At 61.2% G+C, this 19045-nt stretch carries 20 protein-coding genes; 13 read left to right on the top strand and 7 right to left on the bottom strand.

The window, feature by feature from the left end:
- Window positions 1–256: 256 nt before the first annotated feature.
- From QA640_RS35375 to QA640_RS35365, 3 genes are all read right to left on the bottom strand, one after another.
- Window positions 257–1196, bottom strand: a protein-coding gene (locus QA640_RS35375; protein WP_283037416.1) for an IS630 family transposase whose coding sequence is annotated in 2 segments (ribosomal slippage) — window positions 257–851 and window positions 850–1196 — 942 coding nt in all. Because the reading frame shifts where the segments join, the coding sequence is not laid out codon by codon here.
- 133 nt (window positions 1197–1329) lie between these two features.
- Complete coding sequence (locus tag QA640_RS35370) at window positions 1330–2766, bottom strand: IS1182 family transposase (protein WP_283037415.1); 1437 nt, start codon at window positions 2764–2766, stop codon at window positions 1330–1332.
- Window positions 2767–3084: 318 nt separating this feature from the next.
- Window positions 3085–3228 (bottom strand): hypothetical protein, encoded by a 144-nt coding sequence (locus QA640_RS35365; protein ID WP_283037414.1) that lies wholly within the window; start codon window positions 3226–3228, stop codon window positions 3085–3087.
- A 275-nt stretch (window positions 3229–3503) separates the two neighbouring features.
- Between QA640_RS35365 and QA640_RS35360 the strand changes: the two genes are divergently transcribed.
- The gene (locus QA640_RS35360) at window positions 3504–3707 is read left to right on the top strand and encodes a hypothetical protein (RefSeq protein WP_283037413.1); all 204 of its coding nucleotides are present in this window, start codon (window positions 3504–3506) and stop codon (window positions 3705–3707) included.
- 514 nt (window positions 3708–4221) lie between these two features.
- On the opposite strand, the gene QA640_RS35355 is transcribed toward QA640_RS35360, so the two are convergent.
- Window positions 4222–4719 (bottom strand): helix-turn-helix domain-containing protein, encoded by a 498-nt coding sequence (locus QA640_RS35355; protein WP_283042980.1) that lies wholly within the window; start codon window positions 4717–4719, stop codon window positions 4222–4224.
- Between the two features lie 204 nt (window positions 4720–4923).
- Between QA640_RS35355 and QA640_RS35350 the strand changes: the two genes are divergently transcribed.
- The 12 genes from QA640_RS35350 to QA640_RS35295 all read left to right on the top strand — a co-directional run bounded on the left by QA640_RS35350 (window position 4924) and on the right by QA640_RS35295 (window position 17095).
- The gene (locus tag QA640_RS35350) at window positions 4924–5562 is read left to right on the top strand and encodes a 2-hydroxychromene-2-carboxylate isomerase (RefSeq protein WP_283037412.1); all 639 of its coding nucleotides are present in this window, start codon (window positions 4924–4926) and stop codon (window positions 5560–5562) included.
- 60 nt (window positions 5563–5622) lie between these two features.
- Window positions 5623–7170, top strand: coding sequence for an AMP-binding protein (locus tag QA640_RS35345; protein ID WP_349253657.1), 1548 nt, complete (start codon window positions 5623–5625; stop codon window positions 7168–7170).
- Window positions 7171–7215: 45 nt separating this feature from the next.
- On the top strand, window positions 7216–7953 hold the full coding sequence (locus QA640_RS35340; protein ID WP_283037411.1) for an SDR family oxidoreductase: 738 nt from the start codon (window positions 7216–7218) through the stop codon (window positions 7951–7953).
- 11 nt (window positions 7954–7964) lie between these two features.
- Entirely contained in the window at window positions 7965–9146 is a 1182-nt protein-coding gene (locus tag QA640_RS35335; protein WP_283037410.1) for an acyl-CoA dehydrogenase family protein, read from the top strand.
- Between the two features lie 25 nt (window positions 9147–9171).
- Window positions 9172–10302 carry an acyl-CoA dehydrogenase family protein gene (locus QA640_RS35330; RefSeq protein ID WP_283037409.1) on the top strand — a complete coding sequence of 377 codons (1131 nt, stop codon included), beginning with the start codon at window positions 9172–9174 and terminating at the stop codon, window positions 10300–10302.
- 13 nt (window positions 10303–10315) lie between these two features.
- Complete coding sequence (locus QA640_RS35325; protein WP_283037408.1) at window positions 10316–11503, top strand: acetyl-CoA C-acyltransferase; 1188 nt, start codon at window positions 10316–10318, stop codon at window positions 11501–11503.
- A 19-nt stretch (window positions 11504–11522) separates the two neighbouring features.
- Window positions 11523–12533 (top strand): nitronate monooxygenase family protein, encoded by a 1011-nt coding sequence (locus tag QA640_RS35320; protein ID WP_283037407.1) that lies wholly within the window; start codon window positions 11523–11525, stop codon window positions 12531–12533.
- Between the two features lie 100 nt (window positions 12534–12633).
- Window positions 12634–13794, top strand: a complete 1161-nt coding sequence (locus QA640_RS35315) for an iron-containing alcohol dehydrogenase (RefSeq protein WP_283037406.1) — start codon at window positions 12634–12636, stop codon at window positions 13792–13794.
- 114 nt (window positions 13795–13908) lie between these two features.
- The gene (locus QA640_RS35310; RefSeq protein ID WP_283037405.1) at window positions 13909–15066 is read left to right on the top strand and encodes an ABC transporter substrate-binding protein; all 1158 of its coding nucleotides are present in this window, start codon (window positions 13909–13911) and stop codon (window positions 15064–15066) included.
- Between the two features lie 48 nt (window positions 15067–15114).
- A complete protein-coding gene (locus QA640_RS35305) occupies window positions 15115–15921 on the top strand; it encodes a glutathione S-transferase (protein WP_283037404.1) in 807 nt (268 codons plus the stop codon).
- Between the two features lie 35 nt (window positions 15922–15956).
- Complete coding sequence (locus QA640_RS35300) at window positions 15957–16658, top strand: SDR family NAD(P)-dependent oxidoreductase (protein ID WP_283037403.1); 702 nt, start codon at window positions 15957–15959, stop codon at window positions 16656–16658.
- Window positions 16659–16741: 83 nt separating this feature from the next.
- A complete protein-coding gene (locus tag QA640_RS35295; protein ID WP_349253656.1) occupies window positions 16742–17095 on the top strand; it encodes a winged helix-turn-helix transcriptional regulator in 354 nt (117 codons plus the stop codon).
- A gap of 362 nt (window positions 17096–17457) precedes the next feature.
- Here QA640_RS35295 and QA640_RS35290 read toward each other — a convergent pair whose 3' ends face one another.
- The 3 genes from QA640_RS35290 to QA640_RS35280 form a co-directional block, all read right to left on the bottom strand.
- Window positions 17458–17652 (bottom strand): hypothetical protein, encoded by a 195-nt coding sequence (locus QA640_RS35290; protein WP_283037402.1) that lies wholly within the window; start codon window positions 17650–17652, stop codon window positions 17458–17460.
- Between the two features lie 12 nt (window positions 17653–17664).
- Window positions 17665–18060 carry a hypothetical protein gene (locus tag QA640_RS35285; protein WP_283037401.1) on the bottom strand — a complete coding sequence of 132 codons (396 nt, stop codon included), beginning with the start codon at window positions 18058–18060 and terminating at the stop codon, window positions 17665–17667.
- 146 nt (window positions 18061–18206) lie between these two features.
- Window positions 18207–18962, bottom strand: coding sequence for a sulfite exporter TauE/SafE family protein (locus QA640_RS35280; protein ID WP_283042978.1), 756 nt, complete (start codon window positions 18960–18962; stop codon window positions 18207–18209).
- Window positions 18963–19045: the final 83 nt, after the last annotated feature.

Raw genomic sequence — 19045 nt, 5'->3', positions numbered from 1 at the left:
TAAATTTGGTACCAACTTCCAACAGATGGCAGCGCGATGTGGCGCAGTGCTGTATTCCAACGGCCCTAGTGCAGCCGTTTTGGCGCAAAACGGACACTTGGCCGAACCTCAAAGTCTCCGAAGGGCCCAGGCTGTGTAAAAAAAATCGTATCAGCATCGTGTGCAGACCGCACCGCCGGCAACTTGCCCGGCTGAACACATTTCTTCCTGGAAGCCGTCTCCGGGCGCGCGTAGCGCCCCCTAAAGCGTGATGGCATTAAGTTCGATAGCCTGAATTTTTGAGGTAGTTGGCGCATTCCTCTGAGGTAAAGGCATCGAGTGCGTTGCCGATTGCGGCGCAGACTGCGTCGACAGTTCGCGCGGCAGCTTTGCGAAGCAGGTGCTTGAGCTTGGCAAAGACCTGCTCGATCGGGTTCAGGTCGGGCGAGTATTTTGGCAGGAAGAAGAGCTTGGCCTCGACCGAACGGATGAGCTGGCGAACTGCTTTGCTCCTGTGGCTGCCGAGGTTGTCCAAGATGACGATATCGCCGGGTCGAAGGACGGGCAGAAGAACCTTCTCGACATAGGCGCGAAAGCTCACGCCGTCGATCGGCCCCTCGATGAACCATGGAGCATCGATCCGGTCGTGGCGCAGGGCCGCCAGGAAGGTCATAGTCTTCCAGCGGCCGTGGGGAACCTTGGCGTGAAGTCTACACCCGCGCGGCGCCCATCCCCGCAAGGGTGCCATATCGGTCCTGGTCCAGGTCTCGTCGATGAAGACCAGGCGCTCAGCTTCGACGCGATTTTGATACTTTGCCCACTGGGCTCGTCGCCGCGCCACCTCGGGTCGATCCCGTTCGCCAGCCGCCACGCTTTTTTTTGAAGCTGAGCTTCTCGGCATGTACGAAGTCCCAGACCGAGTGGTAGTCGACCTTCAGACCGCGACCGGCAAGCTCGGTAACGAGACCACGTATGGTGAAATCGCCGTCCTTGATCCGCTGCGACAGCCAGACGGCGTGGTCTCCCGAAACAGCCTTCGGCTTGTGACCGCCCATCTGGCCGGGTTCAACGCTGCCGGTCTGCTCGACCCGCTGCATCCAGCCGATAGCCGTGCTGATCGCTACTCCAAACTGTTTGGCCGCCTGATTGCGGGACATCCCGCCCTCGATCGCAGCCACGACACGCTTGCGAAGATCCAGAGAATACGGCTTGCCCATCCATGCTGGCCTCCGTCCAGCCAGCATGATGAATCAGAAACAAGCTGATTTGGGAATCCCAAATCGATTCAACTTAACCCCATCCCGCTTTAGGCCTTCTGTTGGCGTCCATTTGAATGCGCAAGTCCTTGGCTCAAGTAGCCAAGGCCTCCAGCAGCCCAGTCACGCCGATGATCGCCATCACGCGCTTTATGTTATAGGCGAGCACATTGAGCGCCATCTCAGTTGCCACCTTCGGCAGCCGTTTCGTGAGAAAGTGCGTTGCTCCCATCCAGCTCTTGATGGTGCCGAACGGATGTTCCGCTGTCGAACGACGCATTGTCATTTTCTCTGGATGGTGATCGAGGCGCGCCTGCACAGTCTCAAGCACGGCCTCGTGTTCCCATCGGGAGATCAGTCGCTCCTTGCCAGTGGTGCAGCTATGCTTGATAGCGCAACTCTGACAGGCGTCGGTCCGGTAGCGTCGTAACACCAAACCTTTGTCCGCGGTCGTAAAGAAGTAGGTAAGCTTTTGTCCGGCAGGACAAATGTACACGTCTTCCGCCGCCACGTACCGGAAGTCCTGCTTGCCGAAACCCCCTGCCGCCTTCGCGTTCGAGGTCATAGGCTTTGGTAGCGTGACGGCGATGCCGGCCTCTTCGCAGGCGCGAATCTCTTCGCTCGCGTAATAGCCGCGATCCGCCACAGCATCGAGCCTCTCAACGCCCATCTCAGTTCGCGCCTGCTCCGCCATATTCGACAGTTGATGGCGATCCGTGCCAACGTTCGTCACCTCGTGGGCCACAATCAGATGGTTCTTAGTATCGACTGCGGCTTGCACGTTGTAGCCGACGATCCCGGTGTCCTTGCCACTCGTTGCCATCGAACGCGCATCAGGATCGGTCAGCGAGATTTGCTTGTCTTTACTCTTCACCATCTCGGCATTGATTATACTGAGCCGCGCGATCTCCTCGTTCAGTTTCGCGATCTTGTCCTTAAACCGCTCAACCTTTGCCTCTGGCATTGCATCACCGCGGCGGTCGGCGGTCTCCAATTGCGCTATGTAGCGCGCGATGCTCTCCTCAATCCGCTCCAGACGCCGTTTCATCTTGGCTTCGGTGAAGTTTTTATCGCGCGCATTGACAGCCTTGAATTTGGATCCGTCAATGGCGACGCTCGCCTCGCTCAGCAAATCAAGCTCGCGGCACAGCGCCACGAAGGCACGGCAAACCTCACGAATGGCCTTGCCATTGTCCTTACGGAAATCCGCGATGGTCTTGAAGTCCGGTGCCAGATGCCCCGTCAACCAGATCAGCTCGATGTTGCGCTGGCACTCGCGCTCTAAACGACGGCTCGATGGGACGCGATTGAGATAGCCATAAATGTATATCTTGAGCAGCGTCGCCGGATGATAGCAGGGCCGCCCTCTTTCCAGCGGGACAAACCGACCAAAGCCGAGCTGGCCAAGATCAAGACCCTCAACGAAAGCGTCAACCGCGCGAACCAGATTATCCTCGGCTACATAGTCCTCAAGTGCCGCTGGGAACAAACTGCTTTGACTCCGATCAATCCCCTCCACGAAGCCTGACATCCAGCGCTCCCGATTCGCCGATTCACGCGCAGAATCATAGCATCGATGGGACTTTTCACACAGCCTGGACCATCAGCGACATCGGAAGGATGAAGACGCCAAGCGAGGCGGCTAATTTTCTTCTAGGTCTTGCACGGTACGAATTGTCTCAGCGCGACGAGCTAGGTCGTCATATTGTTGCGCGACTGTAAGCAAGGTCTTTTTCGTCTCGCTATGCTCCGCATTATCGGATTTGGTGCGGAACTCTTCCGCTCGCATCCGCCAATATCTAGCTGGGCGCATCCGTTCTATTCCCATGAGGATACCTCCCGCCGGAGCTTACGGGTCAAGTTGCTTGATCGTTTGAGCGGCTATCTCTTGGGGATTGCGAGTGCCGTCTTGGCCGATCTCGATGATCTTGCGGGCCACGATCTCGCAAATCGGATCGTTGCGATCCACCAGATACAGGTCCGTGAGCGCCAAATTGAACGCCTGCCCAAGCGTTTCGGAACGTTCCGATCCTATGCCGCGCCTTTCGAGTAAGCGATCTAGCGGCATCGTTCGCCTGTGGGCCGGCTGATCATTCCCGAGCCTGCGCTCCATACCATACGAAATCAAGAAAACAGTTGTTAGTTCAATCAGTTGTTGGTGGCTTCGCCTGTCTTGGCAATTTGTCCCTTAAACTATGTTAGTGCGATTAATTAGCCAAAATAGTAATTGGGGCATTCCAAGGCTTTTGCGTATTAGGAGTGATGCGGATGGGTGAACTCAGCAGAGCCGAACGCCTCCAAATCATGCTGTCGCAAACGGAACTCCGTGCCGTAGATACGTGGCGTTTTAGGAAGCGAATGCCGAGCAGAGCGTCGGCGCTACGCGAGTTGCTGAAGCGGGGCCTTGCTGCCGAAGGATTTTTGGAAGCGGATGAAGGGCAGAAGTCCAAGGATTTCTCTGTGGTCGATTGAGCGCTTCGTGCGACGAGAAGAAGAAACCGCTTAGGTTTCAAGACGCGACTGCGTTCTGTGTTGGCTTCTAGGCCGGTGCGGACGTTCGCGGGCCTCCACGGTGCCGAGGGCCCACACAGCCGATACGCCTCATCCTCGTACTCATCACATCACCGGTCGGTGGCGGGATCAGCTTCGCCCGCCGCCCTCAGGACGAGGGCAATGTCGACACCTCCTATCAAGCAGGCCGGATCGATTGGAGCGGCGAGCGGTGGTTCTTGAGCCGCCGCCGAACCGTCCTCACTTCGACGTAGAGATTGCGTCAGAGATCGGGTAGTGGTCGCCGCGGGCGCGATGCTGGTCGCGCAGTCACAACCAGAATGTTCGGGTCGGGGCTTTCTACCCTAAGGTACCCTGCAATCCTGTTTGCCAATTGCGCAACGCCAAGCCGCCAGGCCACGGTAAGGCCATTTGCGGATGTACTGGCCCGTTGAAGTCGTTCCACCAGAACTGCCTTCCTGCAGCTGCGGAAAGGTCAACCAGCGTTCTTCGCCGAAGCGCCGATGCTTGTCGGCGTAGACCGTCTCGCGCCGGGGCCCGGATGAACATGGACTGCCTTCGCCGTCAGCGGCTCACCGCATTCGGAGCAGATCATGACAGGATCAAACATCTTGTGGCAGTTCTTGTGTTCATGCAGCAGCGGTCGTCCGCGCGAGTCGACCATGTGGACGTTGCCCCAGTGCACAATCGACATGATGATTGGATAGAGATCGAGACCTTTTTGCGTCAGGATGTACTCGTAGCGCTTCGGCGCTTCTTGATACGGAATCTTTCGCAGTACGCCAAAGCGGACAAATTTCTTCAGCCGATCGGCCAGGAGATGGCGGGTGATTCCGAGCGACGTCTGGAAGTCATCAAATCTGCGGATGCGCAAGAAACATTCGCGCAGGATGAGGAGACTCCAGCGGTCACCGATCACCGCCACGGTACGGGCGAGAGAGCATGGCTCCTCCTCAAGGGTATCCCATTTCATTGACGTCTCCAGCGAATCCGTAGCGGCACTGCAAATAAATTCTAAATCAGAACTCACGGAAAATCAATGAGATGCGCGCATTCGCGCATCGTTATGCGCATTGTATGATAAACATCATATTGACAGTTCTAAAATAGAACTTTATCGGTGCAGCACGATCAATCGGGTGGCGAACAACGCCGCCGTCCAAGGGAAGGGCGTTCCATGGCTGCTCCGCTCAAGATCGAGTTTCATTTCGATTTCGGCAGTCCCAACGCTTACCTCGCCGAGCTCGCGCTGCCTGGCATCGAGCAGCGAACGGGAGCCAAATTCGACTACGTGCCGGTGCTGCTCGGTGGCGTCTACAAGGCGACCGGCAACATGTCGCCCGCCGAGTCGCTGCGCGGGATCAGGAACAAGCCGGAATACAATGCGCTCGAGACCCAACGCTTCCTGCGCCGACACAACATCACGAAGTTCACGATGAACCCGTTCTTCCCGGTGAACACGCTTGCGCTGATGCGCGGCGCTGTTGCCGCGGAGTTCGAGGGGGCGTTCGAGCCCTACTTCCGCGCGGCCTATCACCACATGTGGGTGGAGCCCAAGAAGATGGACGATCCGCAGGTCTTTCGCGAAGCCTTCCTTTCATCCGGGCTGGATATCGATCGCATTAGCGCCCGCGCCCAGGACGACGACGTCAAGAAAAGGTTGATCGAGAATACAAGCAACGCTGTGGCGCGCGGTACGTTCGGCTCTCCCACGTTCTTCGTTGGCAACGAGATCTATTTTGGCAAGGACAGCTTGCGCGACGTCGAGGACGAAATCCTCGCGCAATTGAACTCGGAGCGGCGCAAGAGCGCCTGACGGCGCGGAGGTATCAGAAAGAACCGAGCCCGCAAAGGGCCTCTTCAATGGGAGGTGTCATTGGCGAACTGGCAGCAGGTTGCAGCCGAAATCACGAATGCATTGCCGCAGCGCATCCATGAGGTGATGGACCCGTATGTTGCCGCCACGCCCGATCGGACAGCGCTGATCGATGACAACGCCAAATTGACCTATTGCGAGCTCGACCGGGCGGTCGGTGCGACCGCGGACGCGCTGCGCGCGCTCGACATCCGCGCCGGTGACCGCATCATGCTCGTCAGCGAAAATTCGATCGCGCTCGCCTGCCTGCTGTTCGCCGCAAGCCGCCTCGATGCCTGGGCGATCGTTGCCAACCCGCGGCTTTCGCCGCGCGAGCTCGACCAGATCAGGGATCACAGCGGCGCTCGGCGCATGTTCTTCACGGCAAAGGTCTCGGAAGAGGCGGCCGCACACGCGATGCGTTATGAGGCTCCGCTCCAGGATGTCGGGCCGCTCAACGGCATCGGCGTGTCTGCGCTGAACCGGGAAACCAAGGCCGAGCCGGTCGAGACCGACGGCGCACGCCAGGTGGCTGTGCTCATCTACACGTCCGGAACCACCGGAACGCCGAAGGGCGTCATGCTCACGCACCGGAACCTGCTGTTCTCGGCCCGGACCACCGCGACCTTGCGCAGCATGACCGCGGACGACGTGCAGTATTGCGTGCTGCCGATCTCGCACATTGTCGGCATCTCGCTTCTGACGATGACGCTGATGGTCGGTGCGGTCACCCGGCTGGTCACCAAATACAACCCCGCCGCGCTTGCCAAGGCATTGGCAGAGGAGGGCATCACGCTCCTGAACGGCGTGCCCGCCACCTACCAGCGGCTGCTGGAATACAAGCAGATGGCAGGCCTGCCGAAGCTGGAGCGCGGTGCGCTGCGCCTGATGAGCGTCGCCGGCGCGCCGCTCGACCTCGAGCTCAAGGCAAGGGTCGAGAAGGAGCTCGGTCTTCCGCTTGGCAACGCCTTTGGCATCACCGAATGTTCGCCCGGCATTTCCGGCGTTCGGGCGGAGGCGCCGCGCAGCGACAATTCGGTCGGCACTCTCGTGCCGGGCATCGAGGCTCGAATCGTCGCGCGTGACGGCACCATCGTGACCAACGGCGAGATCGGCGAACTGCACGTCCGCGGACCGAACGTGATGCGCGGCTATTACCGCGCCCCCGACCTCACGGCGAAAGCGATCGATCCGGACGGCTGGTTCAACACCGGCGACCTGGCGCGCTTCGAGGGCGATGCGATGTTCATCGTTGGCCGCACCAAGGAGATGATCATTCGCTCCGGCTTCAACGTCTATCCGGCCGAGATCGAGGCGGTGCTGAGCACGCATCCAGACGTGGTGCAATGCGCCGTGGTCGGGCGGCAGGTCCCAGGCAATGAAGAGATCGTAGCCTTCGTGCAGCTACTCAAAGGCTCCTCGGCAACCGCGCAGGACGTGATGGCGCATGTCGCGCCTGAGCTCACCTCCTACAAGCGACCGTCCGAGATCATCCTCATGGACGCGCTGCCGGCCACGTCGACCGGCAAGTTGCTGAAACGCAAGCTGGCGGAATCGCTGCGCAACTGAAGCGGGCGAGATCGCCTCAACATTTCACGAAGCTGGAGAAGTCATATGCAGAAGAGAAACAGGACGGTTGCGGTGATTGGCGCCGGTGACTTCATCGGCGGCGAGATTGCCAAGAAATTCGCCGCCGAAGGCTTCACGGTCTTCGCTGGCCGCCGCAATGGCGACAAGCTCGCGCCACTGGTCAAGGACATCGAGGCCGCAGGCGGCGAGATCCACGCGCGCTCACTGGACGCGCGCAAGGAGGAGGAAATCATCTCCTTCCTGAACGACGCCGACAAGCACGCGCCGCTCGAAGTCTGCATCTTCAACATCGGCGCCAACGTCAATTTCCCGATCCTCGACACCACCGAACGGGTGTTCCGAAAGGTCTGGGAGATGGCCTGCTATTCCGGCTTCCTTGCGGGGCGCGAGGCGGCGCGGTTGATGCTACCGCGTGGCGAAGGCAACATCTTCTTCACCGGCGCGACTGCGAGCTTGCGCGGCGGCTCCGGCTATACCGCCTTTGCCAGCGCCAAGTTCGGCCTGCGAGCCGTCGCACAGGCGATGGCGCGAGAGCTCGGGCCGAAGAACATTCATGTCGCGCACCTCATCATCGACTCCGGCGTCGATACCGAATGGGTGCGGCAGCGCCGGCTCGAAGCGCTCGGCCCCAATGCGCTCGACAATCCGGACCTGCTGATGCCGCCGGCGTCGGTGGCCGCGTCCTATTGGCAGCTCTACCAGCAGCCCAAGAGCGCCTGGACGTTCGAGCTCGAGATCCGTCCCTTCGGCGAGAAGTGGTAGAGAGCACGCCGATGGAGCTCGCGCTATCCGCGGAGGACGCTGCGTTTCGCGACGACGTCCGCGCATTCATCAAGAATAATTATCCGGCCGAAATGCGCGTCCCCAATCCGGAGACCGATCTTTCCAAGGAGCAGATGCTGCTGTGGCATCGCATCCTCCACAAGAAGGGCTGGATCGCGCCGCTCTGGCCCAAGGAATATGGCGGGCCCGGCTGGTCCATCACCCGCCGCTTCATCTTCGAGCAGGAGACCACGCGCGCCGGCACGATGCCGCCTTTGGCGTTCAGCATCACCATGGTCGGTCCCGTCATCTTTACGTTCGGTAATGAGGCGCAGAAGAAGAAGTTTCTTCCCCGCATCCTCTCGGGCGAGGACTGGTGGTGCCAGGGCTATTCGGAGCCCGGCTCGGGCTCGGACCTCGCCACCGTCCGAACCAAGGCGGTGCTCGACGGCGACCACTACGTCGTCAACGGCCACAAGACCTGGACCACGCTGGCGCAGCACGCCGACTGGATCTTCTGCCTGGTGCGGACCGATCCGGCCGCAAAGCCGCAATCCGGCATTTCTTTCCTGCTGATCGACATGAAGTCGCCGGGCGTGACCGTGCGTCCGATCATCACCATCGACGGCTCCCATGAGGTCAACGACGTCTTCCTCGAAAACGTCCGGGTGCCCGTCGAAAACCTGATCGGCGAGGAGAACAAGGGCTGGACCTATGCCAAGTTCCTGCTCGGCAATGAGCGCACCAGCATGGCCGGCATCGGCCGCTCGACGCGCTATATCGCGAAGCTGAAGAAGATCGTGAAGGCGGAGATCCCGGTAGACGATCCGGCGCATCTCGAATTCGTCAGGGACATCGCCCGCATCGAGCTGGATGTGCTGGCGCTGGAGGCAACCGAGCTGCGCGTCGTCGCCCAGATGGCTCGCGGCATCGATCCGGGGCCGGCGGCCTCGCTGTTCAAGATCCGCGGCACCGAAATCTTCCAGGACATCACCGAGCTGACCCATCGTGCGATCGGCAATTACGGGCTGGCGATCCGCGAGCATCCGGTGAGCGCCAATCATTTCATGCCGGGGCCGGATTACGGCCACACCGCATCGGAGAAATATTTGAACTCGCGCAAGCTCTCCATCTACGGCGGATCGAACGAGATCCAGCGCAACATCATCGCCAAGGCCGTGCTCGGTCTCTAGCGAACGGCGGCACGGGAGGAATCGGATGGATATCCAGTTCACGGAAGAGCAGGAGCTGCTTCGATCCAGCGTCCAGCGCCTGCTGCGCGACCAGTATGGTTTCGATGCGCGCCGTAAGACCGTCGCGAGCGAAGAGGGGTACAGCCGCAGTCAATGGCAGTCATTTGCCGAGCTAGGCCTGCTGGCGGCGCCGTTCTCCGAGGACGTCGGCGGTCTCGGCGGCGGCGCGCTGTCGACCATGATCGTCATGCAGGAGTTCGGCCGTCATCTCGTGGTCGAGCCCTTCGTCGAGACCGTTGTGCTCGCGGGCGGCCTGCTCGAGCGCGTCGGATCCGCCGAACAGAAACAGGCGTTCATTCCGGGCATCATCGCTGGCACCAGGACCTGGGCGCTGGCCTGGACCGAAAAGAACTCGCGCTTCGATCTCGCCAACGTCACCACCACGGCACGGCGCCAGGGAAACGACTATGTGTTGACCGGCGGGAAGACCGCGGTCATCGGCGCGCCCTGGGCGGACTTTCTGATCGTTTCGGCGCGCACTTCTGGTCAACAGCGCGATCGCGGCGGCGTCAGTCTCTTCGTGGTTGATCGCCGGGCCGCCAATTTGGCTCTACAGAGTTTCAAGACGATTGATGGCCGCCGCGCGGCGGAGATCAGCCTGCGTGGCGTCGCCGGCCAACTGCTGGGTGAGGAGGGCAAGGGGGTGGCCGCGCTGGAAGCCTGCCGCGACCGTGCCATGGGCGCGCTCTGCGCCGAGGCCGTCGGTGCGATGGCTGAATTGAATGCCGCGACGCTGGACTATTCCAAGACCCGCAAACAGTTCGGCACGACGATCGGCTCGTTCCAGGTGCTGCAGCATCGGATGGTCGATATGTTCATCGCCCATCAGGAAGCGCTCTCATTGATGCAGCACCTCACGCTCAGCCTGGATGCAGGCGAGCCCGGTGTCTCGCGTCTCGCGTCGGGCTCCAAGTCGAAGATCGGCTATGCCGGCAGATTCATCTCCGACCAGGCGGTGCAGCTGCACGGCGGTATGGGCATGACCGAAGAATTGAACGTCGGACATTATTTCAAGCGGATTTCCTCCATCAACATCCAATTCGGCGATCCCGCCTTTCACCTGTTGCGCTACGCGCAGCTCGATGCGGCCGCCTAGCAGAGAGGCACACATGACGACTGAAGCAGTGATCGTTTCCACCGCGCGTACCGGGGTCGGCAAGGCCTATCGGGGCGCGCTCAACAACACTGACGGTCCAACCCTGGCCGGGCATGTGATGGCGGAGGCCGTGAAGCGCGCAGGGATCGCGCCCGGCGAAGTCGAAGACGTGGTGACGGGCTGCGCGATGCAGCAGGGCACCATGGTGATGAATGTCGCCCGCAAGGGCGCAATCCGCGCCGGCCTGCCTGTCACGGTGGCCGGCACCACGATCGACCGCCAGTGTGCTTCCGGTTTGCAGGCGATCGCGGTGGCTGCGCGTTCGGTGATGCTCGACGGCGTCGAGATCGCGATCGGCGGCGGCATCGAATCGATCAGCCTGGTGCAGAACGATCACATGAATCGCTTCCACGCCATCGACGACGAACTGATGGCGATGAAGCCAGAGATGTACATGTCGATGCTGGAGACGGCTGAAGTGGTTGCCGATCGTTACAAGATCGGACGCGACCAGCAGGACGAGTACAGCCTCGAATGCCAGCGCCGTGTCGGTGCCGCGCTTCAGGGCGGCCGCTTCAATGACGAGATCGTGCCGATCACGACCAAGATGGCCGTCGTCAACAAGGACACCAAGGAAGTGACGTATCAGCAGGTGACCTTGTCGAAGGACGAGGGCCCGCGTCCTGACACGACCGCCGAGGGCCTTGCAAAGATCAAGCCGGTGTTCGAGGGCAAGACCATCAGCGCAGGCAATGCCAGCCAGCTCTCGGATGGCGCCTCCGCTTGCGTGATCATGAGCGACAGAATCGCCGCGCAGAAGGGCTTGAAGCCGCTCGGCATCTTCCGCGGCTTCGTCGCCGCCGGCGTCGAGCCGGACGAAATGGGCGTCGGCCCGGTTGCTGCGATCCCGCGGCTCCTCAAGCGTCACAACCTCAAGATCGATGACATCGATCTCTGGGAGCTCAACGAGGCTTATGCGGTTCAGGTGATCTATTGCCGCGACAAGCTCGGGATCGATCCGAATAAGCTGAACGTCAACGGCGGCTCGATCGCGATCGGTCATCCCTATGGCATGACCGGCGCGCGGCTTACGGGGCATATCCTGCTCGAAGGCCGGCGGCGCAAGGCGAAGTACGGCGTGGTGACCATGTGCATCGGCGGCGGTATGGGCGCGGCCGGTCTGTTCGAAATCGTCCACTGATCGGAAACGGAGTTTTCACGTGAAGACAGCAATCACCGAACTGTTCGGCATCCAGCATCCGATCATCCAGGGCGGCATGCACTATGTCGGCTTCGCCGAGATGGCCGCGGCCGTGTCGAATGCCGGCGGTCTCGGCATCATCACTGGCCTGACGCAGAAAACGCCGGAGCTCCTCGCCAAGGAGATCGCGCGCTGCCGTGACATGACCGACAAGCCGTTCGGCGTGAACCTGACCTTCCTGCCGACACTGTCGGCTCCGCCCTATCCGGAGTACATTGCAGCCATCCGCGAAGGCGGCATCAAGGCGGTCGAGACAGCGGGCCGGAGCCCAGAGGCCTACATGCCGGCGCTGAAGGCCGCCGGCATCAGGGTGATCCACAAATGCACCTCGGTGCGGCATTCGCTGAAGGCCGAGAAGATCGGCTGCGACGCCGTCAGTGTCGACGGTTTCGAGTGCGGCGGTCATCCCGGCGAGGACGACATCCCCAACATGATCCTGCTGCCGCGGGCGGCGGATGAGCTGAAGATCCCGTTCGTGGCCTCCGGCGGCATGGCGGACGGGCGCAGCCTAGTTGGTGCGCTCGCGATGGGCGCGGCCGGCATGAACATGGGCACCCGCTTCGTCGCCACCAAGGAAGCGCCGGTCCACGACAACGTGAAGCAGGCGCTGGTCAAGGCGACCGAGCTCGACACGGTCCTCGTGATGCGCGCGCTTCGCAATACCGAGCGCGTGCTGAAGAACAAGGGCGTCGACGAGCTGCTCGAGATCGAGCGCGAGAAGGGCGCAAATCTGAAGATCGACGATATCCTCGACCAGGTGGCCGGCGTCTATCCGAAGGTGATGGTCGATGGTGAGATGGATGCGGGTGCGTGGAGTTGCGGCATGGTGGTCGGGCTGATCCACGACATCCCGACGGTCAAGGAGTTGATCGACCGCATCATGGCAGAGGCGGAAGCGATCATCCGCCAGCGGTTGACCGGCTTCCTTGACGGCAGGGTCGAGACGCAGCGGGTGCGCGCGGTCGCCTGACGAAGGATGAGATACGAGCACGTCAACACTGGGATAGCTGACGGCTTCGCGACGCTGACGCCGCAGCGGTGCAGAGAAAAGTACACCAGGGAGGAAGAGCATGCCCGTCGTCGGTAGCCATCAATATCCCACCATGGAAACCGTGATCTACGGCAAGCCCGCGGCGGAGGCGTTGCGGGAGGAGGCAGAGCGGCTGGGCGCCAAGCGCGTCTATCTGATCGCGAGCCGCACGCTCAACACCACGACCGACGAGATCGAGAGGATCCGGACGGCGCTCGGCGCGCGCCATGCCGCGACCTTTGACGGGGTGCCGCAGCACACGACCCGGGACGTGGTGACGCAGATCGCTCGGCAGGCCAAGGACGCCCAGGCTGACCTCGTCGTCGCGATTGGCGGCGGTTCGGTGGTCGATGCGGCAAAGATCGTGCTGATGTGCATGGAGCACGAGATTTTTGAGCCAATGGGGCTCGATGGCTTCGAAACCACGCCGGACCGCCGCTTCGGGCCATTCCGGACCCCGAAGGTGCGGATGATCGCCATCCCGAGCACGCTCTCCGGCGGCGAATACAATTCGGGCGCGCTGGTCACCGACACCAGCCGCAAGCTGAAGCAGATTTTCAATCACCCGATGATGATGCCGCGTAGCATCATCCTTGATTCGGCGATCACCAGATACACGCCCGAGAAGCTTTGGCTGGGATCTGGCACGCGCGCAATGGATCACGGCATCGAGGCGATCTGCTCCAGCCGTCCCAATGTGCTCGTCGACGCCGTGTGCCAGCAGGGATTGCGTTATCTGTCCGACGGGCTCCGTCGCACCAGGGATAATCCGAACGATGAAGCGGCGCGGCTGAGCTGCCAGTTGGGGTCCTGGATGTCGGCCTTCGGCTTGCAGTCGCGCGTTCCGATGGGCGCCAGCCATGCCATCGGCCATGTCCTTGGCGGGACCTGCGACGTGCCGCATTATTTCTGCACGGCGGTGATGATGCCAAGCGTGCTCCGATACAATCGCCCCGCCACGGAAGCCGCACAGAGGTTGGTCGCAGCGGCGCTTGGCGCACCGGAACTGGATGCCAGCGACGCTTTCGCGACGTTCGTCGCGGAGCTCGGCTTGCCGCGGAGGCTCGCGGACGTCGGCGTTGCCGAGGACCATTTCGAGTTGATCGGCAAGAACGCAATGCTCTCGATCTTCACGCGGGCGAACCCTCAGCCGATCCGTGAGCCCGGCGACATCGTCAAGATCCTCAAGCTGGCCGCCTGACGCGGCCACCGGAAGTCTGTCACGCCTTGCCGCAGGCAGGGCGTGCGTAAACAACAATGGAGGGAATCTGCGATGTCCTGGGGCATGAGACTGGTTTGCGCACTGGTGATTACGATGTCCGCGCCCTGTTGGGCGGGGGATGCGCCCGGCGTCACAGCGACGAAAATCAAGATCGGCGGCATCTTTCCCCTGAGTGGACCCGCCTCCTCGATCGGTCAGGTCGGGCAGGGCGTGCAGGCCTATGTGCAATCGATCAACGATCGCGGCGGCATCAACGGCCGCAAGATCGAATATGTCATGCTCGACGATGCCTATAGTCCCCCCAAGGCTTTCGAGCACGCGCGAAGGCTGGTGGAAAGCGACGAGGTCGCGTTCATGTTCAGCCAGCTCGGCACAGCGGGCAACTCGGCTGTCGCCAAATATCTCGCTGCGAAGCGCGTGCCGTCTATTGCGATTGTCACCGGCGCGAGCAAGTTCACCAACGTCAAGGACTATCCGCTGACGACCACCGGTCTCGTCAGCTACGACACCGAAGGCAAGATCTACGCAAAATACCTGACGCGGGCGCTGCCCGCGGCGAAATACGCAATCCTCTACCAGAACGATGATCTCGGCCGCGACTACGTCAACGCCTTCAAGGCGGTGCTTGGCGCCGATTTCGACAAGCGTGTGGTCACCGCCAGCTACGAGGTCACGGAGCCGACGGTCGACTCGCAGGTCGTTGCGCTCAAGAGCTCCGGCGCGCAGGCGCTGTTCGTCGCGGGCACGCCGAAATTCGCGGCACAGGCGATCCGTCGTGCAGCCGAGACCGGATGGAAAGCGACGGTCCTGATCAACTTCCCGTCGTCGTCGGTCGCCGGCACGCTGAGGCCCGCAGGCCTCGAAAATTCGGTCGGTGTCATTGTCGGCACCCCGAACAAGGACCCGAACGACCAGAAATGGACGGACGATGAGGCGGTCAAGGCCTATCGCGCCTTCTTCGAGCGATATCTGGCCGGCTCCGACATCACAAACACCAGTTACCTGACCGGGTACCAGCAGGGCATGGTGCTCGAACAGATCCTCAAGCAATGCGGCGACGATCTTTCGCGCGAGAACATCATCAAGCAGGCAAAGTCGCTGAAGAACTTTGATCTGCCGACCGCGCTGCCCGGCATCAAGATCAACACCAGCGACAGCAACAACATGATCTGGACGCAGCTTCAGCTTCAGCGCTGGAACGGCTCCCGCTGGGAGCCGTTCGGCGACATTCTGGACGCAAGCTCGGAGTAGCGGTTCTGCTCCGGCGCTTACCTGCGAGTTCATCAGGAGAAATCCACGATGGCCGATTTGCGCATCTTCTCATATCTGCCGAACCCGCGTGTGTGGAAGGCAACCATCGCTGCACGGTTCTGCAGCGTGGATGTCGAGGTCAGGGGCGCGGCCGCCAAGGAACTGAGAGGCTGGCTGTGGGATTACGACGCCCGTCCTCTGGCCGAGGAGGAGCGCCAATCGCTGTCATCCCTCGCGCGCACCGGGCGGGTCGGGCTGACCGGCGCGCAGCTCTTTAAGACCGATGCCTTTCTGGCGGCGCAGCCGTTCGGCAATGTGCCGGCCGCCTTCGGGCCCGGCGGCGAGGTTGGGATCTTCGAGTCCAACAGCATCATGCGGGCAGTGGCGCGTCTGGGGGAAGCGACGTACCGGCTCTACGGTCGAGACGCCTATGAAGCCTCCAGGATCGACGGCTTTCTCGATGTCAGCCTGGTATTTGCGAGGGATACGCAGATCTATCTTCTTGCGCTGTCGGGTGGCACAGTCGATGCGAGCATTCACGCCCGCGCGAAGGAGGCGTTCGCGATCTACATGTCGGGGCTCGAACAGGCCTTGTCGCCGCGGCGGGATACACTGGTGGGAAACGGGATCACGTTGCCTGATATCTGCTTTGCGGCCGAACTTGCGCTGTTCATGAACGAGCATGCGCGGGCCGACCAGTTGCACAAGCTCGGGCTGGACAGGATCCTGCATCCGGCGGTGCGGGATGAATATCCGCGGACCTTTGCTCATTTCGCTCGTCTCGTAGAGCACGTGCATTTCCAGCCTGATCTGAAGCCATACGTCGAAAAGCTGTTGGCGAAGGCTGGCAACTGACCTGCCGGCCGAACCTGGAGGACTAGACTAATCGCATGACCACGCCTGTCTGCCTGATATCCGGTGTCGGCCCTGGCACAGGTTCCGCTCTCGCCAGGCGGTTTGCCGAGGGTGGCTATCGCGTCGCTCTGCTCGCCAGGAACGAGGAGCGCCTCGCGGCCCTTCAGAAGGAACTGCCGGGCGCGAAAGGATTCCGCTGCGATGTTTCCGATCCCGAGCAGATCGACGCGGTAGGGTCGGCCGTGGAGCGCGATCTCGGCAATCCCGCCGTGGTCATCCACAACGCCGTCGGTGGTGCGTTCGGCACATTCCGCGAGATCGATCCGTCGATCCTGAATCGCAACTTCCAGGTCAATACCATGGGACTGTTGTATCTGGCGCGGCGGTTCGTCCCCGCGATGGTGACGGCGGGAAAGGGTGCGATCGTTGCCACAGGCAACACCTCGGCCCTGCGCGGCAAAGCCGGTTTCGCCGGCTTCGCGCCGACCAAGGCGGCGCAGCGAATCCTCGCCGAAGCGATGGCGCGTGATCTCGGGCCACAGGGCGTTCACGTCGCTTACGTCGTGGTCGATGCCGTGATCGACCTCGAGTGGACACGGAAACGCTGGCCAGATCGGCCGGACGATTTCTTCATCAAACCGCGCGCTATCGCCGAGGAGATCTGGCACGTCGCCCACCAGGATCGAAGCGCATGGTCGTTCAATGTTGAATTGCGGCCGTTCGGAGAAAGCTGGTAGCCGAGAAGCGCTTCGTTGCCGGCAGGATGTGGCAGATTACTGCTACAGAAGCGGCGAAAATTTCGTGTGTGAATCGGGCGCGAATGACCGCGGCGCGGCTGAAGAACTTGGAGGCTGCCGGTCTGGTGAAGCGGCGGGTCTACAGCAAGCGCCCGCTACGCTACGAATACCTTCTCACCGAGAAGGGTGAAGTGTTTCATCCGGTGATCCTGGCACTTCGGGCCTGCGCAGAGACCTGGATCAAGCCGCAAAGGGAAACTCGCGCGGTGAACGATACCCACCTGATCTCCGGTAAGTCGGCGGGCCTCGGTCCGACCTGCGAATCCTGCGGCAGTCTCCTCAGTCGGAAGGATATGATGGCGCAGCGGAGGGAGCGGGGCGCGGGCAGAAGCGTTCAGGGCGAAGCGTCAGGCGGCCGACCCTCAATGCCGCGTTGACCGTTATGCTGAAAAGGAGCAGACGCGTTGGCAAATCGCTGACCCAGCCTCGACAATTTGGCTGACAAGCAACCCAGCTGAACCTCATCGGTAGTTTGCGTTCTTCGAGGGTGGCTCTGGCGGGCGCCGCATCGCCCCTCATGACCACCAACAAAATCCACACGATGTAACCGGCGGTGGTGCCGAGCGACAACCAGGATCGATAGCTGGTCCGGTGAGTGCGCATCAGACGTTACCTCGGTGAGCTATCGCGTTTGATTGACCATGTTGCGGCGGCGTGTGTGTTCCGACGTCATGGCAATCAGGGTATTCGCTTATTGCTGTTTCGGCGGTGCATGCCGGTGGGCCATGCAAAGCATGGCCTATCGTTGGCTTACGAAGCGGCTGGGAAGAACGCCGGTCCACATGCCTGCATTTCCGGACACCTTGATGCAGCCGGTGGGATCCGCCGTTGTCCGGACGGCGCCGATGCAGCCATCCGGCTTCAGGACGGATACGAACACGAAGAGGCAGAGCACTTTGGCGGCGAACACGGCGAGGGTAAAAACGTCTTTCATGTCTGCACCTGATCAGTCGAATTCGGCTATGGTGGTCATACGACTTCCGCGCGGCCGCGGCTTTGCTCGGATTGTCGATGTTTTGTCATTTGTTGCTGTCGGCGCGATTGCTTCCATTGGCGCGAACGCGTCGCGTGGATCGCGCCGCTTGGACTGGTCGAGGTCTTGGTTTGAAACGACGTCCAGCTTGGTCGCAGATTCAGCCGGGAGTGGCATTCCCGAATGCGTGGTATCGAACACTACCCGTTCCGGCCATTTGTGGTCCGAACGGATGCGCAGACTGATCCTCTCGTCGGGAGGAGGGGCCGAATGCAAATGCGCAGGGGAATCTGGCAGCCACCAATCGGCGGCAAGCAGCGCGACGAGGAGGGCGCTTCCCACCCACACAAAATACTGACGTATCGGCATAGCAGTCAGTCCCGTCGTGGCCGGGCAACCGCCGTTAGGCGCGACGGCGAGTTTGCCTTATGCGGAGATAGTTGAATCACGGGCCGCGGGCTTTGCGCCCGCTGCTATGGTTTTGTCATTTGTTGCTGGGATCACGCCATTCGGCTTCACACGAGATAACCAGCGACTCCATCCCATAACAATTTCAGCGCCGTCACGACCAACAATCCGTAGCAGACCCGATAGATCTGGCGCTGGTCCAAGCTTCCGTGAAGCCGCCAACCCGCCCACACGCCAGCGGGAATGGCGAGCAGGCAAATCGCCATCAACGTCCAGACGTTTCCTGTCGGCTTCACCAGCAAGAGCCAGGGCACGGCCTTGGTCGCGTTGCCCGCGGTGAAGAACAGACTGGTTGTTCCTGCGTAGACCTCCTTGCTGAGGCCGAGGGGCAATAGATACATCGCAAGCGGCGGCCCGCCCGAATGCGCTACCATTGTCGTGACTCCCGAGGCGATGCCGGCGGTGATCGCCTTCGGTGTTGAGCGTGGACTTGCCGTCACCTCCGCGCCCGCAACAAGCCACAGAGCGACAAAGATCAAGGTGATCGCGGCCATCGCGATCGCGATTGCGCGGTGGTCCAGGAAACGAAACAGCAGATACCCGAATCCAATTCCGGTCACGAGACCCGGTAACAGCAGTAGAAGATCTGGCTTCGACCATGTCGAAGGCTTCCAGTAGCGTAGGACGAACAAGTCCATCGCGATGAACAATGGCGCGAGAAGGCCGCCGGCGGTGACCGGATCCATCACGAGCGACAATAGCGGAATGCCCACAATCGAGAATCCGCCGCCAAACGCGCCCAGCCTGAGAAAGGGCCGTACGCGGAAAGGGTCCTTCCAGGCAGCTGAAGGTTCGCTCGATATGGGCCAGCGATCCTCCCAAGCGAAGCCGTCTTCCGAAGTCCGGGGCGATATGGCAAAATCGGAAGGTATCCTCCCGGATTATG

The sequence above is a fragment of the Bradyrhizobium sp. CB82 genome (genome assembly GCF_029714405.1).
GTDB lineage: Bacteria > Pseudomonadota > Alphaproteobacteria > Rhizobiales > Xanthobacteraceae > Bradyrhizobium.
The sequence above is the reverse complement of the archived record's forward strand: the minus strand, read 5'-3'. Positions and strand labels throughout refer to the sequence as shown.

Coding starts and splice junctions, on each gene's coding strand:
- QA640_RS35325 (WP_283037408.1), top strand. CDS start 10,316: ATGACGACTGAAGCAGTGATCGTTTCCACCGCGCGTACCGGGGTCGGC.
- QA640_RS35305 (WP_283037404.1), top strand. CDS start 15,115: ATGGCCGATTTGCGCATCTTCTCATATCTGCCGAACCCGCGTGTGTGG.
- QA640_RS35335 (WP_283037410.1), top strand. CDS start 7,965: ATGGAGCTCGCGCTATCCGCGGAGGACGCTGCGTTTCGCGACGACGTC.
- QA640_RS35300 (WP_283037403.1), top strand. CDS start 15,957: ATGACCACGCCTGTCTGCCTGATATCCGGTGTCGGCCCTGGCACAGGT.
- QA640_RS35350 (WP_283037412.1), top strand. CDS start 4,924: ATGGCTGCTCCGCTCAAGATCGAGTTTCATTTCGATTTCGGCAGTCCC.
- QA640_RS35355 (WP_283042980.1), bottom strand. CDS start 4,719: ATGAAATGGGATACCCTTGAGGAGGAGCCATGCTCTCTCGCCCGTACC.
- QA640_RS35370 (WP_283037415.1), bottom strand. CDS start 2,766: ATGTCAGGCTTCGTGGAGGGGATTGATCGGAGTCAAAGCAGTTTGTTC.
- QA640_RS35340 (WP_283037411.1), top strand. CDS start 7,216: ATGCAGAAGAGAAACAGGACGGTTGCGGTGATTGGCGCCGGTGACTTC.
- QA640_RS35310 (WP_283037405.1), top strand. CDS start 13,909: ATGTCCGCGCCCTGTTGGGCGGGGGATGCGCCCGGCGTCACAGCGACG.
- QA640_RS35295 (WP_349253656.1), top strand. CDS start 16,742: ATGACCGCGGCGCGGCTGAAGAACTTGGAGGCTGCCGGTCTGGTGAAG.
- QA640_RS35360 (WP_283037413.1), top strand. CDS start 3,504: ATGGGTGAACTCAGCAGAGCCGAACGCCTCCAAATCATGCTGTCGCAA.
- QA640_RS35330 (WP_283037409.1), top strand. CDS start 9,172: ATGGATATCCAGTTCACGGAAGAGCAGGAGCTGCTTCGATCCAGCGTC.
- QA640_RS35290 (WP_283037402.1), bottom strand. CDS start 17,652: ATGAAAGACGTTTTTACCCTCGCCGTGTTCGCCGCCAAAGTGCTCTGC.
- QA640_RS35315 (WP_283037406.1), top strand. CDS start 12,634: ATGCCCGTCGTCGGTAGCCATCAATATCCCACCATGGAAACCGTGATC.
- QA640_RS35285 (WP_283037401.1), bottom strand. CDS start 18,060: ATGCCGATACGTCAGTATTTTGTGTGGGTGGGAAGCGCCCTCCTCGTC.